This window comes from Paraburkholderia suaedae, from assembly GCF_040812055.1.
GTDB lineage: Bacteria > Pseudomonadota > Gammaproteobacteria > Burkholderiales > Burkholderiaceae > Paraburkholderia.
In genome coordinates, this window is the sequence record NZ_JBFOAH010000007.1 from 114,807 (window position 1) to 130,332 (window position 15,526).

Here is a 15,526-nt window from a genome sequence, read left to right on the forward strand (position 1 = left end):
GAAGTCATTCCGTATCAAGCGGTTTCGGTGAGAACGCGCCAGTCGGCGCCCGCCGGCAACACACCGCCGACCGAGATGGCGCGCGAGTAATCGAGCTCGGGACTGTCGGCGAGCGTTGGCGTGTGGCCCGCCATGAACTCGCGCGCGGATCTCAGCAGCAGCGTGCGCACGCGCAGCACGGCGCCGTCGGCGGAACAGAGTTGCTCGTTGGTGCGGTCCGCGATCGGTCCCTGACCGAGGAACATCGCGAAGTCTTCGGTGCCGAGATGCTGGTGGAAGCCTGTCGCGTGACCGCGCTTCATCAGATCGCGGTTCTGTCCGAAGCTGTTCTTGCGTGTGCCGGGCGGCAACGGCGGGAAATTCCACACATCCGGCGTGGCCGACATGACGGTCATACCGAGCTTGCGGGTCGGATTGAAGTGCACGAACCACGCCCGGTGCGTGACGTCGTCGACCGGTGTCGAAAAGAACACCGTGCTCGGGCCAGTCGCGTCCGGCGCGCAGATGATGCCGTACCACGGCATCACGAAGTTGTTCACGCGGGCGTAGACCTTGTCGTCGGGGAGCTCGCGCAGCGCGGCATAGCGATAGCCGTACGGGCGCTCCTCGAATTCCAGGCGCGGCGCAAGCGCCTGGGTCATGTGCAGGCGCTCATTGCCGCCACCGGCCGTGATCTGCGTGGTCGATTCGTGCAGCACGCCGACGTGTGACGAATCCATCGAGGCTTCCACGCCTTGCACCCAGTTGGTCGGCACTTCGGCGCTCGTGACCGAGCGTTGGTCGGCGGGCAGGTGCGTGAACGGCAGGTCGGGAAAGCGCGGCGGCGTGTCGCCCTTGCCGAGCCAGACCCAAACGATGCCGCCGCGTTCCTCGACGCGGTACTGGCCGGTCTTCACGCGCTTGCAGAACTGGGCCTGATCGCCGACCTGGTTGGGCGCCTCGACGACCTTGCCTGCGACGTCCGTCTTCCAGCCATGGAAGATGCAGCGCAGGCCGTTGTCCTCGTTACGCGCCATCATCATGGACGTCCTGCGGTGCGGGCAGAGCTCGTCGATCAGGCCGGCGCGACCGTCGGTAGTGCGAAACGCCACGTAGTTCGTGCCGAGCAGGCGCACCAGTACGGGAGCGCCGTCAGCCACGAGCGTGGCCGAGGGCACCGCCGGCATCCAGTAATGCTGGCGGATCATTTCACCCATCGGCGCGCCGTTTTCGACGCGTGTGAGCAGTTCGTTTTCTTCGGCGCTCATGGACATGATCAGGCCTCCTGATAGTTTCGGAAGGCGCGCGGATAGACGCGCGCACAGTTGCACTCGAACACGTTTTTGCGCTGCTCGTCGGTGAGCCATTCGATGCTTTCGATCACCGGCTTCATGTCGTCGTAGTCGCGTCCGGAGACGGGGTCGCGCGCGCTGCCCGTGCCGGGCTTTTCGGTGCCGAACAGCACGTTGTCGGTGCCCGCCACTTTGAGCAGCAGTTCGATCGAGTCCTTCGAGTAATTGCAGGTGTCGAAGTAGAGCTTCCTGAGCTGCTGGTCGAAGCTTTCCGGATGATTGCGCCGCACCGCCCACGAACGAAAACGTCCCATCTGGTAGGGAATGGCGCCGCCGCCGTGACCGACCACGATCTTGAGCTTCGGAAACTTCTGGAACACGTCCGACTCGAGCAGCGAGATGACCGCAATGTTCTCTTCGTTGATGAACTTGAGCGTGTACGACTCGCGCGGGCTGCAGCTGCCGGCGGAGTGGATCAGTGCGGGCACGTCGAGCGCGGTCATCGCTTCGTACAGCGGATGCCAGAACGGATCGCCGAGTCCCGGCGGCGTCGGGCCTTCCGACTCGGTCGGGTCCGGATTCAACAGACAGCCCACGAAACCGAGTTCGTTCACGCAGCGCTCGAGTTCGGCCACGGCGCGTACGGCCGGCGACTCGTTCATGAACTGCGGCAGGCCCGCGACGCCGCGGAAGCGGTCCGGAAACATGCCGACGTAGCGGGCGATCAGGTCGTTGCAGTGGCGCGACCAGAGTTCGGTCACGCGGGCGGGCTTGACCGAATGCATCTGAAGATAGGGGCGAGGCGAGATGAACTGCACGTCGGTGCCGACCGAGTCCATGCTGCGTACGAGTTCCTCGGCGACCTTGCGCAGCGAGGCATCCGACACATTGGGTTGGGTCGACGGATTGGCACGTCCGCCGATCAGCTCCGCCATGTAGCGGAAACTTTCGGGCGGCATGACGACGTGGGCGTGGGAATCGATGATCACGTTGGGGCCTTTGTGAATGAAGGAATGCGTTGCGTTGAAGGGATCTGCCGGCGCCTAGGCGACGACCGCGAGGGTTTCCAGCTGCAGCGCCATGCCGTGCTGCAGGTCGTGCACGACGATATGACGTGCCGGCCGCTGGGCCGGGTCAGGCCAACACGCGAGCCAGTGCGCGTTGATGTGCTCGCGGACCGAATCGTCTTTCACGTACACCGTGAGCTTCACCACGTCCGCGAGCGTCGCGCCGCCTGCTTCGAGAAAGAGCTTGAGGTTGTCGAAGGCGAGCCGGGCCTGGTCGATGGGATCCGACGCGAGCCGGCCGGTCGCTGGATGCTTGCCGGCGATCGCCGATGAACACAGGACGTTGGCGACGCGCGCGCCGACCGGGATCGGCGCGTTGTGCGCGAGACCGGGGACATTGATGGAGCGGGGCATGATTTCTCCGTAGGGCTCGTTGAGGGCGGCTCGGTTTTCAGTCCGCGCCGACTTCGAAAAAGTGGCGGGGTACGGCGGCGAGGAACTCCGAGAAGCCAGTCGTGCCTGCCGGCACGTGACGTCGCATGACCTCGGCGGCTTTCGCTTCGTCACCCGCCTGGATGGCGCGGGCGATCTCGAAGTGCTCCTGCAGCGAACGGCTGATCTGGGTGCGGTGGCGCAGGTCGGCCACGCGATAGCGCGCGGACTGGCGGCGCGCGGCGCGGATCTGCTCGGCGAGACACTCATTGCGGCTGCCGTCGTAGATGGTGTCGTGGAACAGCGCATTGGCGCGTGCGTACTCGAGCGCGTCGCTTTCGACGGCCGCTTGCTGGCAAGCCAGCAGTGCGCGGTCGAGCGCTTCGTGTTCCGCTTCGCCCGCACGCCGCGCGCAAAAGCGCGCGCACAGCGCCTCCAGCTCCCCGATGTATTCCAGCATCGAGCGAACCTTGGCGATCGACAGCCGCGCGACGGTAATGCCCTGGCGCGGCGAGATGGCCACCAGATCGCGCGCCGCGAGATGCTGAAGCGCCTCTCGTACGGGGGTGCGCGAGACATTGAAGCGCGCGGCGAGCGCCCGCTCGTCAATGGTGGCACCGGGGACGAGGCCACCCGCCTCGATTTCGGCCTGCAGCGTCGCGCGAATCTCGTTCGCAAGGCTGGCCCGCAGGCGCGGGAGCCCTTCCGGTGTAGTGGGCACCCCGCCTTCGCGCTCAGCGGAGAAGTCGACAACAGGTTTCATGGCAGGGGTGCGTGCAGTTCGGATGCGTTTGAATATACCAAAAAACTGTGGTGGTATTCAAGAACAGGTTATTTTTATGCCTCGAACAACTCCTGCGGACGTGTGTCGAGCGCTCGGAAATTTTGTATAAAATCAGGGCGTTGCGCGTGATAAACGTCATTGCCTGGCGCTTGGGGAGGGAAAACCCTGACGCAATGAAAGTGTCTCTGGTGTATTGAAATGGCTGTTGTGGTATGCCAGAATGCATCCATCCGACACGATCCCTGAGCAGGAAGCCAGGGTCTCAATCAACAAGAGGCATGACCTGATGAGTAAGTCACTCTCCGACGCCACCGGCGTGCGGTCCGTCGAGCGCGTGCTGAAACCGGCATCCATCGCGATCGTCGGCGCTTCGGCCGATCCGCGAGCGTTCGGCAATTTCGTGTTGCAGAACCTGGAACGGTTCGGCTATGCGGGCGAAATCCATCTCGTTTCGCGCAGCAGCCAGGAAATCAACGGCCGCCCCTGCGTCAACACCGTCGACGCTTTGCCCGAGGGCATCGATCTGGCCGTGCTCGCGATTCCGGAAGCGGGCGTGCTGCACGCCGTCCGCACGCTCGGTGCGCGCAAGACCGGCGCGACGGTGATCTTCGCGTCGGGTTACGCCGAAGCGGGCGAGGAAGGGCGCGCCCGGCAGGAGGTCCTGACTGAAGCCGCGAATGCCACAGGCATGGCTTTGATCGGCCCGAACTGCATGGGCTTCACCAACTTCGAAGCGGGCGTGCCGGTCACTTTCGAGGCAGTGACGCCCTATCCGTGCGCTGGTCGCAAGGGCGTCGGCGTCGTCGCGCAAAGCGGCGCGATGGCGGCGAATCTGCGCGACGCGTTCATGGGCCGCGGGCAGCCGATCACGGCGGCCGTCTCCACAGGCAATGAAGCTGTTCTTGGCATCGAGGACTACCTGGCCTGGTTCATTGGCGACGCGCAAACGAGCGCGGTCGCGATCTACGCCGAACAGATCCGCCGTCCGCAAACGTTTATAGAGCTGGCGCGCCAAGCCCGCGCGGCCGGCAAGCCGATCGTGATGCTGATGCCGGGCAAGAGCGCGCGAGCACGCGAAGCGGCTCAGTCGCACACCGGCGCCCTGGCCGGCGACCACGCGAGCACGCGTGTGCTGCTCGCACGGGAAGGCGTGGTCATGGTGGACACGCTGGACGAGCTGTTCGACACCACGACGATCGTCGCGCGTTTCCCGGTGCCGCCCGCGGCGGGTACGGCCGTGATGACCGCGTCGGGCGCCGTGAAGAATATCGTGCTCGACTTCGCTGACGACATCGGCCTCACGTTGCCGCCCCTGAGCGGGCCGACCATCGAAAAGCTGACGGCCTTGCTGCCGGACTTTGCGGTGGCCGACAATCCGCTGGACTACACGACGATCGGTGTGCGCAACCCCGGCCTCATTGGTGAGCTCATCGACACGGTACTTGCCGATCCGAACGTCGGCAGCCTCGTACTCGCGATCATGGGCGGCCCGCCGATCGCGCAGCGCGACAAGGCCGATCACCTCGTGCCGGCGCTCGCGCGCGCCACGAAGCCCGCCGTGCTGGCCGTGCTGGGCGATAACAACGTGCTCGAGCCATTTTTCGTCGAGGCCATCGCCGCGAGCGGCGTACCGTTCTTCCGCTCGTCAGACCGGGCGCTGCGCGCCTGTGCACGGGTGGCTGCCTACGGCGAATCGCTACAGCGGGCCAAGCGCGCGCAAACGGCTCTGCCGGTCGCGGTACCGCTGCCGGGTCCCGTGCCGGTGAACGGCATCTTCGCTGAGTACCAGGGCAAACAATGGCTCGCTGCGCTCGGCCTGCCGGTCCCGCCAGGGCGTCTTGCGAAGTCGGTCGACGACGCATTGAGGATTGCCGGCGATATCGGCTACCCGGTCGTATTGAAGGCCCAGGCGAGCGAGCTGCCGCACAAGAGCGACGTGGGTGGCGTGCTGGTCGGCCTTGCAGACGCGAGCGCGCTGCGCGCGGGCTGGGACAAACTGCACGCGAGCGTAGCCTCGCATCGTCCCGAGCTGGTACTCGACGGCGCGCTGGTCGAGGCGATGGGGCCGCGCGGCCTTGAACTCGTGGTTGGCGCGCGGCGTGACGCGGAGTGGGGGCCGGTCGTGCTGGTCGGGCTAGGCGGGATCTGGATCGAGGTGCTCGAGGATGTGCGCCTGATTCCGGCCGACATGACCGAGGCCGACATCGTGGTGGAACTGCGCCGCCTCAAGGCCGCTGCCGTGCTCGACGGCGTGCGCGGCGCGCCCGGCGTGGACGTCGCTGCAATCGCAAAGGCCGTGGCCGCGATCGGCGCACAGATGCGCGCCCATCCGCAGATCACCGAGATCGACGTCAATCCGCTCGTGGCGTATCCGGACCGCGTACTGGCGCTCGACGCGCTGGTCGTCTGTGACTCGCGCGGCAGCGCAAACCAACGGTAAGGATAACGAATCAATGAGACTGGAATTCTCAGCAGAGGACGACGCATTTCGCGCCGAGGTGCGCGAGTTCGTCAGGCAGAAGCTGTCGCCCGAACTCAAGCGCAAGGCCGAACTCGGCCTGCGTCTGGAGCGTGCCGACTATGTGGAGTGGTTCACGCGGCTTTACGAGCGTGGCTGGATCACGCCATCGTGGCCGAAGGAGGCCGGCGGACCGGGTTGGACCCCGCTGCAACGCTACATCTTCGACGAGGAAACGCTGGTGGGCGGCGCGCCGCGCATTATCGCCAGCGGCATCAACATGCTGGGTCCCGTGCTTCACGCGTTCGGCACGCCCGAGCAGAAGGAACGTTACCTGCCCGCGATCCGCCGCAGCGAAACGTGGTGGGCGCAGGGTTTCTCGGAGCCCGGTGCGGGCTCGGACCTTGCGAACGTGCGCACGACCGCGGTGCTGAGCCGGGACGACCAGGGCGAGCATTTTGTGGTCAACGGCCACAAGGTGTGGACTTCATATGCGCACTGGTGCGAGATGATGTTCGCGCTGGTGCGCACCGATCCGGATGCAAAGCCCCAGGAAGGCATTTCGTTCCTGCTCATCGACATGAAGTCGCCGGGCGTCGAATTGCGCCCGATCCGCATGCTCGAAGGCGGCACCGACCTCAACGAAGTCTATCTCGACAACGTGCGTGTGCCTGTCGAGAACCTCGTCGGCGAGCTCAACAAGGGCTGGTCCTACGGTAAGTACCTGCTCGGTCACGAGCGCACCGGCATCGCCGGAATCGGCTCGTGCAAGCAGCAACTCGCACGCGTGAAGACGCTCGGCAAGCAGCAGGGCCTCGCGGGCGATCCGTTGTTCGAGGCACGCGTGAGCCGCTTCGAGATCGAACTGATGGCGCTGGAATTTACGGGTCTGCGCATGCTGAGCGCGAACCAGCAGAGCCGCGTACCGGCGGTCGAGGCATCGATGCTCAAGGTGCGCGGCACCGAACTGCGTCAGGCAATCTACGCACTGCTAACGGAAGTCGCCGGGCCGCACAGCGTGCCATTCGACGAGGCGGCGTTGCTCGACCAGGCCGGCCATGAGCCGCCGGCCCCCGACGATCTTGTTGCCGTAGCGGCCAATTACTTCGACGCGCGCAAGCTGTCGATCTACGGCGGCACCAATGAAGTGCAGCGCAATCTGATTAGCCGCGCGTTCTTCAATGCCTGAACCTGGACCCGATAAAACATGGACTTTTCTCTCACCGAAGATCACGTCGCGCTCCAGGATGCGGTACGCCGCTTGTGCGACGGCGAATATCCCGCGCACCAGCGCGGCAACGCCGAGGACGCGGCGCTCGCCGCGCGTCGCCGCCGCGGGCTTGCCGAACTCGGCGTGACCGGGCTCACCATTGATGCGCAATACGGCGGCAGCGGCTATGGCGCGGTCGAGACGATGCTGGTCGCGCAGCAACTGGGCCGCGCGCTCGGCGGCGCGGGTTGGCTTGCGAGCGGCCTGCCGGCCGCGGCGTTGATCGGTTCGGCCGGCCGCGAGGAGCAGCGCGTCCGATGGCTCGAAGCGGCCGCCACCGGCGAAAAGGTGCTCGCGTTTGCGCTCGGCGAAGCCGATGCACGCTACGACGTCGCGCGGCTCGCGGTGCGTGCGAAAGAAACCGGCGACGGCTGGCGGATCGACGGCATCAAGACGCTCGTGTTCGACGCCGCAATCGCGGACGCATTCGTGGTGGCCGTACGCACCTCGGGGGAGCGCGGGGACACCGATGGGCTGTCCCTGTTCCTCGTCGACGCGAAGACAACAGGCATCGCGCTGCAGAACTTTGCGACGATCGATGCACGAGAAGCCGCACACGTCACGTTCGCGAACGTGCCGGTGAGCAACGCAGACCTGATCGGCGAAGCTAACGAAGCCTACGGGCTCATCAAAGCGGCGCTCGACCGCGCGAACGCCGCGTTGTGCGCGGAATCGGTCGGTGCGCTGGAAGCACTGCTCGAGTTGACCGCCGAGCATCTGAAGACACGTACGCAATTCGGCGCGCCGCTCGCAAAGTTTCAGGCGCTGCAGCACCGCGTCGCCGACACGCTGATCGCGCTGGAGCAGGGCAAGTCGATGGCGTGCGCGGCGGCGATGGCCGTCGACGAGAACGACCCGCAGCGCCGCGAGCGCTTCGTCTCGGCGGCAAAAGCCTTCATTGGCGACGCATGCCGCACTGCCGGCGAATGGGCTATTCAGCTGCACGGCGCGATGGGCATGACCGAGGAATGCCGCGCGGGCCATTACGCGAAGCGCATGTTTGCGATCAACATGACCTACGGCGATGCCAGCTGGAGTCTGAACCGTTTCACGGCCCAGCGCCTCCTGAAGGAGGTCGCATGAGCCTGAACGGACAAGCGTACATCGTGGGTGCCTATGAGCACCCGACACGCAAGGCCGACGACCTGTCGGTGGCACGTCTGCATGCCGACGTCGCAAAGGGCGCACTCGAGGACGCGGGCCTCACCAAGGACGACATCGACGGCTACTTCTGCGCCGGCGACGCGCCCGGCCTCGGCACCACCACCGTCGCCGAATACCTGGGCCTGAAGCTGCGCCACGTCGATTCGACCGAGTGCGGCGGGTCCGCGCCGATCCTGCACGTCGCGCACGCGGCCGAGGCGATTGCAGCCGGCCGCTGCAATGTCGCGCTGATCACGCTGGCCGGGCGCCCGCGTGCGGCGGGCGCCGCGCTCTCGCTGAGGGCGCCGGACCCGGACGCACCCGAGGTCCAGTTCGAGTTGCCGTTCGGCCCCGCCACGCAGAACCTGTACGGGATGGTGGCGAGGCGCCACATGTACGAATACGGCACCACGAGCGAGCAGCTCGCGTGGATCAAGGTCGCGGCGTCGCACCACGCACAGCACAACCCCAACGCAATGCTGCGCAACGTCGTGACCGTCGAGGACGTCGTCAATTCGCCATTCATCGCCGATCCGCTGCATCGTCTGGACTGCTGCGTGATGAGCGACGGCGGTGGCGCGCTCATCGTCGCGCGTCCGGAGATTGCGCGGCAACTCAAGCGTCCGCTCGTCAAGCTGCGCGGCGCGGGCGAAGCCCCCAAGCATGCCGCGGGCGGCAAGGTCGATCTGACCTGGTCGGCGGCGAAGTGGTCGGGCGCGGCGGCGTTCGCGGAAGCGGGCGTGACGCCGGCCGACATCAGGTATGCGTCGCTCTACGACAGCTTCACCATCACCGTGCTCATGCAGCTCGAAGACCTCGGCTTTTGCAGGAAGGGCGAGGGCGGCAAGTTCGTGCAGGACGGCGGGCTCATCTCGGGCGTCGGCAAGTTGCCGTTCAACACCGACGGCGGCGGATTGTGCAACAACCATCCGGCCAACCGCGGCGGGGTCACCAAAGTGATCGAGGCGGTCCGCCAGCTGAGTGGCGAAGCGCATCCCGCCGTGCAGGTGCGCAACTGCGACCTGGCGCTTGCGAGCGGCATCGGGGGTGCACTGGCGTCCCGTCACACGGCCGCAACGCTCATTCTGGAACGGGTATGACGATGACGACGATTCAGCATCCGGCGGCGGACAAAACCGCGAACAAGGCCCCGAAGCTCACCGGTCCCCGCCGCATTGCCGCACCTCGCGTGCTGCCCGAGGCGCTGCCGTTCTGGGAAGCGGCCGGCGAAGGCCGCCTGCTCGTGAAACGCTGCACGGACTGCGGCGAAACACACTACTACCCACGCGACCTCTGTCCGCACTGCCTGAGCGCCAATACGGAATGGCTAACGTCGACGGGCAAGGGCACGATTTACTCGTTCAGCACCATGGGCAAGGACAAAGCGCGCTACACGCTCGCCTATGTGACGCTCGACGAGGGCGTGACGATGCTCACCAATCTCGTCGATTGCGAACCTGCCGCGCTGCAAATCGGCCATCGCGTCCAGGTGGTTTTCAAACCGAGCGACGGCGGCTATCCGATCCCGATGTTCACTCCCGCCTGAGGCACAGCACATGACGAGCGAATTCAACGGCGCCGCGACGGCGGGCGTCCTGCGTAAAGGCGCGTTGTCGCGCTTCACGATCATCGACGCAACGCGCGTACGCGCCGGCCCGACCGCGATGCGTCTGTTTGCCGACATGGGCGCGCGCGTGATCAAGGTCGAGATTCCGCCCGGAGCGCCGGGCGGCGACGACATGATCGGCGGACGCGATCACAATCGCGCCGATTACGAGAACCTGCATCGCAACAAGGAAAGCCTCACGCTGAACATGAAGGACCCGGCGGGCCGCGAAATTCTTCACGAGCTGATCCGGCGCGCCGACGTGTTCATCGAGAACTACCGTCCCGACGTGAAGCATCGCCTCGGAATCGGTCCGGACGCGTTGCGCACGATCAACCCGCGGCTCGTGTACGCAAGCATCTCGGGCTTCGGGCAGGACGGTCCGTATGCGAACTGGCCAGGCTTCGACTCGATCGCGCAGGGAATGGGCGGCCTGATGAGTGTAACGGGCAAGCCCGGCGAAGGTCCGATGCGCGTCGGCATTCCGATTGCGGACCTATGCGCGGGCCACTTCTGCGCGATGGCGATCCTCACCGCGCTGCTCGAACGGGAAGCGTCGGGCGAGGGACAGTGGGTACAGACATCGCTGCTCGAAGCGCAGCTCGCGATGCTCGACTTCCAGGCGGCGCAATGGCTCGTGGACGGGAAGGTGCCGGAGCAGGTGGGCAACGAGCATCCGCTCACGGTGCCGACCGGCGTTTTCGCGACTCGGGACGGCTACCTCAACCTCGCCGCGATCGGCCAGACGATGTGGATGCGTTTGTGCGACGCGCTCGGCCTCGAGCATCTGGCACGGGCAGCGGGCTACGACTCGGACCCCGCCCGCGTCGCGAACCGCGACGCGGTCAACCAGGCGGTCGGCGAGGTGTTCAGAACGCGCACGACGAAGGAGTGGACCGAGATCCTGCTGAAGGCCGGTGTGCCGTGCGGTCCGATCTACGGAATCGACGAGGTGTTCGACGACCCGCAGGTCAGGCATCTCGGCATGACCTGGCCAGTCGATCTGCCGGGTAAAACCGGGGCCGCGCTGGTCGGACAGCCGTTCCGGCTGTCGCGCTACCCGCGCGAAGCGGCGCCTCGCCTCGCGCCAGAGCAGGGCGAGCATACTCAGGCAATCCTGCGCGAGCTCGGCTATTCGGACGAGCAGATCGAAGCATGGCGCAACGCGTGCGTGGTTTGAACGTCGCGCGACTCACGAGAGAACGGAAGGAGACGATATGGCACGTTTGGTAGCCGCATTCGGTTCATCGCACAGCATCATGCTGGTCTCGCAGCGCGAAGATTGGCAGCATGGCTTTCGCGCAGTCGACCCGAAGAACCCGCATTACTTCGACAAGGCAGGCGATCACGTCACGTATGACGATCTGCTCGAACGCGCGCCCGCCGACGCCGAGGCGATGGTCACGCCGGAAAAGATGGGCGAGCGCTACGATCGGGCAGAAGCCGCGATGGACGAACTGCGCGAGCGCATTCGTGCCGCCAGGCTCGACGTGCTGATCGTCGTCGGCGACGATCAGACCGAGTTGTTCCGGACAACGAATAATCCTGCGTTCGCGATCTACTACGGCGAGACGATCCGCAACGCCAGGCGTGTGACTGGCGAGAATGACAGCTGGTACGCACGCGCGCGCACCATGCGCCAGGAGCCCGATGCCGACGTCGACTATCCCGTCAGGTCGGACATGGCGCGCTGGATGATTCGCGAACTCTGTGAACGCGACTTCGATATGGCGGCAATGGACGGTCTGGAGCGCGGCCAGTACGAAGGCCATGCGTTTTCGTTCATTCATCGGCGCTATCTGCAAGGCCTCGATTTGCCGGTCATTCCGGTAATCGTGAACACCTTCGATCCGCCCAATCAGCCCACGCCGCGCCGCTGCATGCAGCTGGGCGCCGCGTTGCGGGAGCTGATCGAGGCGTACCCCGAAGACCTGCGCGTGGGTGTGCTCGCCTCGGGCGGCCTCTCGCACTTCGTGGTCGACGAGGAGCTCGACACCGGCATCATCGACGCGATCCGCCGCAAGGACAGCGCCTGGCTGGCCGCGCTCGATCCGAAGCAACTACAGGCGGGCAGCTCGGAGATTCGCAACTGGATCATCGCGGTTGAAGCGGTCAAATCGCTCGACCTCGACTGGGTCTCGTACACGCCGGGCTATCGCAGCCCCGCGCTGACCGGCACGGGACTGTGTTTCGCCGCATGGCGCACGCTTGCCTGACCCGCGTTGATGCGGCAGGTACATCTACGGAAGACAACCAACATGACTGACCAGAACGTACAGCGTCTGCGCCGGCTCGATTGCTGTGCCGTCTCGGACGCGCTCGACAAACTCAAACTGCCCGGCGTGGTGAGCGGACTGCCGCAGCGCTCGGGCGACAGGCGAATCGCCGGCCGCGCGATCACCGTCAAACTCGGCACCGGCGAAGCGCCGCCCGGACCGCCCGTGCATCTGGGCTGCACGGCAATCGAACAGGCCAATGGCGAGAACGTGATCGTGATCGAACAGCGCAGCGGCGTCGAAGCCGGCTGCTGGGGCGGTCTGCTCTCGCTGGCGGCGAAAGTGCGGGAGGTCGCGGGCGTGGTGGCCGATGGTGCGCTGCGCGATATCGACGAAGCCATCGCCTACCAACTGCCCGTATTCAGCCGCGCGACCACCGCGCGCACGGCGCGCGGCCGCGTGGTCGAGAAGGGCACCAACGTACCGGTGCAGATCGGGCAGGTGCAGGTGGAGGCCGGCGACTATGTGGTGGCGGACAACAGCGCGGTGATCTTCATCCGCGCCGGCGACATCGGCATCGTGCTGGACACTGCCGAAACGATTGTCGCGAAGGAAGCCGCAATGGCCAAGGCGATCCTGGCTGGCTCGCCCGTCGGGAAGGTGATGGGTGGCAACTACGAACACATGCTCACGTGAGCCCATTCCCTCCACGAGGACACATCATGACGAACGACAACCGCAACGTCGAACGCGCCAGCCAGCTCGATACGGCGACCCTCTCCGACGCGCTCGACAAACTCGGCATCGCCGGGCAGTGCTACAGGATCAAGGCTCGCAGTGCTGACTTCCGGCTCGCGGGCCGCGCCTGGACACTCAAGTACGGTCCTGCCTCGAACCCGCCTGGCACGGTCGGCGACTATATCGACGACGTGCCGCCCGGCGCGGTCGTCGTGCTCGACAACGGGGGACGCGAAGACGCGACCGTCTGGGGCGACATCCTGACCGAGATCGCACACCGCCGCGGCCTGGGCGGCACGGTCATCAACGGCGTGTGCCGCGACGTCGCGCTGTGCCTGAAGCTCGGCTATCCCGTGTTCAGCCGCGATCACTGGATGCGCACCGGCAAGGATCGCGTACAGGTCGAGGCGACCAACATTCCGGTCAATCTCGGCGAGGCTCGCGTTCAGCCTGGCGACATCCTGCGCGGCGATGCCGACGGTGTGATCGTGATCCCGCGCGAGCACGAGGACGCCGTGCTCGACGCGGCCGAGACCATCCAGCATGCGGAGGACGCGATTCGCGAAGCCTGCCGCGGCGGCATGCGTCTGGACGAGGCGCGCCAACAGTTCAAGTACCACCAGCTGCAGACGCGGGGGAAATAAACATGAAAGAACACGATTGCGCAACGACGGTGCGCACCACGATCGAACGCGTCGAGGCGAGCGTGGTCGGCACCGCGCGCACGTTGCCCGCGGCGACGCTGCACGAAGCCGGCGGCAAGATCGGCGCGCTGCCCGCCGCGATCAAGCCGGTGGCCCCGGACTTCAGGATCTGCGGCACGGCGATTACCGTTCATTCGCCCGGGGGCGACAACCTCTGGCTGCATCGCGCGCTTGTGCTCGCGCAACCGGGCGATGTGCTGGTGGTCTACACCAACGGCATCTACGAGCACGGCTACTGGGGTGAAATCATGACGACCGCGGCCAAGGTGCGCGGACTTGCCGGGCTTGTCATCGACGCTGCGGTGCGCGACGGGGAGCTGCTCGAGCGGATCGGCTTCCCGGTGTTTTCGCGAGGCCTGTCGATTCGCGGGACGGGCAAGGATTACGGCGCGATCGGCTGGATCAACGAGCCGGTGCTGATCGGCAATGTAACGGTCAATGCGGGCGACCTGATCGTCGGGGACCGCGACGGCGTGGTTGCGATCCCGCGCGCGCAAGCAGCGGACGTGGTTCACAAGGCCGCGATGCGCGAGGCCGATGAGGCAGCGATCTGCAGGCGCATCGAGGCTGGCGAGACGACGATGCAAATCTACAACTTCCACTGAGCTGAACATGACCTCGAAGCCCGACCCCCATTCCGGCTTTGCGCCGGAACTCACCGTCGCCGGCTCAATAGCGACGATCACGCTGCGCCGCCCCGAGATGGCGAACCGTCTGGAACCGGCCGACCTCGCGACGCTGCGCGGCTTCATCCGCGAAGTGAACGCGCGACGAGAAGTGCTCGTGCTGCGGTTGTGTGCCCAGGGCCGGCAGTTTTGCGCTGGCTTCAATATCGGCAGCATTGCGGACGGCAATGCGGGCGCGAGCTTCGAGGCGCTCGCCAACGAACTCGAGCGCGCGCGGCCGGTGACGATCGCGGCAATCAATGGCGGCGTGTACGGCGGCGCAACCGATCTCGCGCTCGCCTGCGACTTTCGGATCGGCATCGAAACGAGCCAGATGTTCGTGCCGGCTGCGCGACTTGGCTTGCTGTTCTATCGCGACGGCCTGCAGCGCTATGTTTCGAGGCTGGGGCTGAATACCGCGAAAAGGCTGCTGCTTGGGGCCGCGACCTTCGATGCCGCACAGATGCAAGCCTGCGGCTTTCTCGATGCGGTCGTGCCGCAGCACGCTCTGGCCGAAGAAGTCGAGCGGTTGAGCGCCGAGCTTGCCGCGATGGCACCGTTGGCGCTGCTCGGCATGAAGAAGCATCTGAACCGGATCGCAAGCGGCACGTTCGACGAAGACGAGTTTCGGCGCGACGTGACGCAAGCCGACGCATCGCAGGACTTGCGTGAAGGCGCGCTGGCGTGGCAGCAGAAGCGCAAGCCGGTATTTCGCGGCGAATAGGCTTCGAAGCAATGCAAAAAGCGCTTGGGCTTCGAACCGCAAGCTGCCACGAAAACGGGAGACCATCCATGGAAATCGACGAGAAAGAGACTCTCGCGCGCCTTTACGGCTCAAACGGCTCGCTGCCTGCGGTGACGACAACGCTCGGCGGGAGATTCCTGTCGCTCGTGGACGGCACGCTTGAGGCGCATTACGTGGGCGCACCGGCGTTCCTCAACCCGGCGGGTCAGGTGCAGGGCGGCATGCTGTGCGCGATGCTCGACGACGTCACCGCGACGCTCGTGATGTCAACGCTGGCTGAAGGCGAATACTGCGCCACGCTCAGCCTTGGCACCTCGTTCCTGCGGCCCGCGAAGCCCGGCCGCCTGATTGGCCGGGCAACGCTGGTGCGCAGGGGGCGCGGTGTGTGCAACGTGAATGGAGAGCTGTGGCAGGACGATAAGCTCGTTGCAACGGCGTCGGCCGTGTGCATGATCGTCGCGCGTTGAACCCGGCGCGCGCGTCGGGC

16 protein-coding genes are annotated in these 15,526 nt (G+C 65.8%); 12 read left to right on the forward strand and 4 right to left on the reverse strand.

The annotated features are described in order from the left end of the window. Positions 1-14: 14 nt before the first annotated feature. The 4 genes from ABQJ48_RS12680 to ABQJ48_RS12695 are packed head-to-tail and all read right to left on the reverse strand — an operon-like array spanning position 15 to position 3,473. Positions 15-1,253, reverse strand: a complete 1,239-nt coding sequence (locus ABQJ48_RS12680) for a Rieske 2Fe-2S domain-containing protein (protein ID WP_367838363.1) — start codon at positions 1,251-1,253, stop codon at positions 15-17. A gap of 2 nt (positions 1,254-1,255) precedes the next feature. After that, positions 1,256-2,260 carry an amidohydrolase family protein gene (locus tag ABQJ48_RS12685; protein WP_367838364.1) on the reverse strand — a complete coding sequence of 335 codons (1,005 nt, stop codon included), beginning with the start codon at positions 2,258-2,260 and terminating at the stop codon, positions 1,256-1,258. A 54-nt stretch (positions 2,261-2,314) separates the two neighbouring features. After that, on the reverse strand, positions 2,315-2,692 hold the full coding sequence (locus ABQJ48_RS12690; RefSeq protein ID WP_367838365.1) for a RidA family protein: 378 nt from the start codon (positions 2,690-2,692) through the stop codon (positions 2,315-2,317). A gap of 37 nt (positions 2,693-2,729) precedes the next feature. Further along, a complete protein-coding gene (locus tag ABQJ48_RS12695; RefSeq protein WP_367838366.1) occupies positions 2,730-3,473 on the reverse strand; it encodes a GntR family transcriptional regulator in 744 nt (247 codons plus the stop codon). 307 nt (positions 3,474-3,780) lie between these two features. On the opposite strand from ABQJ48_RS12695, the gene ABQJ48_RS12700 reads away from it, so the two are divergent. From ABQJ48_RS12700 to ABQJ48_RS12755, 12 genes are all read left to right on the forward strand, one after another. Beyond that, on the forward strand, positions 3,781-5,934 hold the full coding sequence (locus tag ABQJ48_RS12700; RefSeq protein WP_367838367.1) for an acetate--CoA ligase family protein: 2,154 nt from the start codon (positions 3,781-3,783) through the stop codon (positions 5,932-5,934). A 13-nt stretch (positions 5,935-5,947) separates the two neighbouring features. Further along, a complete protein-coding gene (locus ABQJ48_RS12705) occupies positions 5,948-7,141 on the forward strand; it encodes an acyl-CoA dehydrogenase family protein (protein WP_367838368.1) in 1,194 nt (397 codons plus the stop codon). Positions 7,142-7,159: 18 nt separating this feature from the next. Next, a complete protein-coding gene (locus ABQJ48_RS12710) occupies positions 7,160-8,305 on the forward strand; it encodes an acyl-CoA dehydrogenase family protein (RefSeq protein ID WP_367838369.1) in 1,146 nt (381 codons plus the stop codon). Then, entirely contained in the window at positions 8,302-9,465 is a 1,164-nt protein-coding gene (locus tag ABQJ48_RS12715) for a thiolase domain-containing protein (protein ID WP_367838370.1), read from the forward strand. The genes ABQJ48_RS12710 and ABQJ48_RS12715 overlap by 4 nt, the downstream gene beginning before the upstream one ends. 2 nt (positions 9,466-9,467) lie before the next feature. Then, on the forward strand, positions 9,468-9,911 hold the full coding sequence (locus ABQJ48_RS12720) for a Zn-ribbon domain-containing OB-fold protein (RefSeq protein WP_367838485.1): 444 nt from the start codon (positions 9,468-9,470) through the stop codon (positions 9,909-9,911). 10 nt (positions 9,912-9,921) lie between these two features. Beyond that, positions 9,922-11,151, forward strand: a complete 1,230-nt coding sequence (locus tag ABQJ48_RS12725; protein WP_367838371.1) for a CaiB/BaiF CoA transferase family protein — start codon at positions 9,922-9,924, stop codon at positions 11,149-11,151. Between the two features lie 37 nt (positions 11,152-11,188). Continuing rightward, positions 11,189-12,187 (forward strand): DODA-type extradiol aromatic ring-opening family dioxygenase, encoded by a 999-nt coding sequence (locus ABQJ48_RS12730; protein WP_367838372.1) that lies wholly within the window; start codon positions 11,189-11,191, stop codon positions 12,185-12,187. 42 nt (positions 12,188-12,229) lie between these two features. After that, entirely contained in the window at positions 12,230-12,883 is a 654-nt protein-coding gene (locus ABQJ48_RS12735) for an RraA family protein (RefSeq protein WP_367838373.1), read from the forward strand. A 26-nt stretch (positions 12,884-12,909) separates the two neighbouring features. After that, positions 12,910-13,569 (forward strand): RraA family protein, encoded by a 660-nt coding sequence (locus tag ABQJ48_RS12740; RefSeq protein WP_367838374.1) that lies wholly within the window; start codon positions 12,910-12,912, stop codon positions 13,567-13,569. 2 nt (positions 13,570-13,571) lie between these two features. Further along, on the forward strand, positions 13,572-14,234 hold the full coding sequence (locus tag ABQJ48_RS12745) for a 4-carboxy-4-hydroxy-2-oxoadipate aldolase/oxaloacetate decarboxylase (protein ID WP_367838375.1): 663 nt from the start codon (positions 13,572-13,574) through the stop codon (positions 14,232-14,234). 7 nt (positions 14,235-14,241) lie between these two features. Beyond that, entirely contained in the window at positions 14,242-15,018 is a 777-nt protein-coding gene (locus tag ABQJ48_RS12750) for an enoyl-CoA hydratase/isomerase family protein (RefSeq protein ID WP_367838376.1), read from the forward strand. Positions 15,019-15,086: 68 nt separating this feature from the next. Beyond that, positions 15,087-15,506, forward strand: coding sequence for a PaaI family thioesterase (locus ABQJ48_RS12755; protein ID WP_367838377.1), 420 nt, complete (start codon positions 15,087-15,089; stop codon positions 15,504-15,506). The last annotated feature ends 20 nt before the right edge of the window (positions 15,507-15,526 follow it).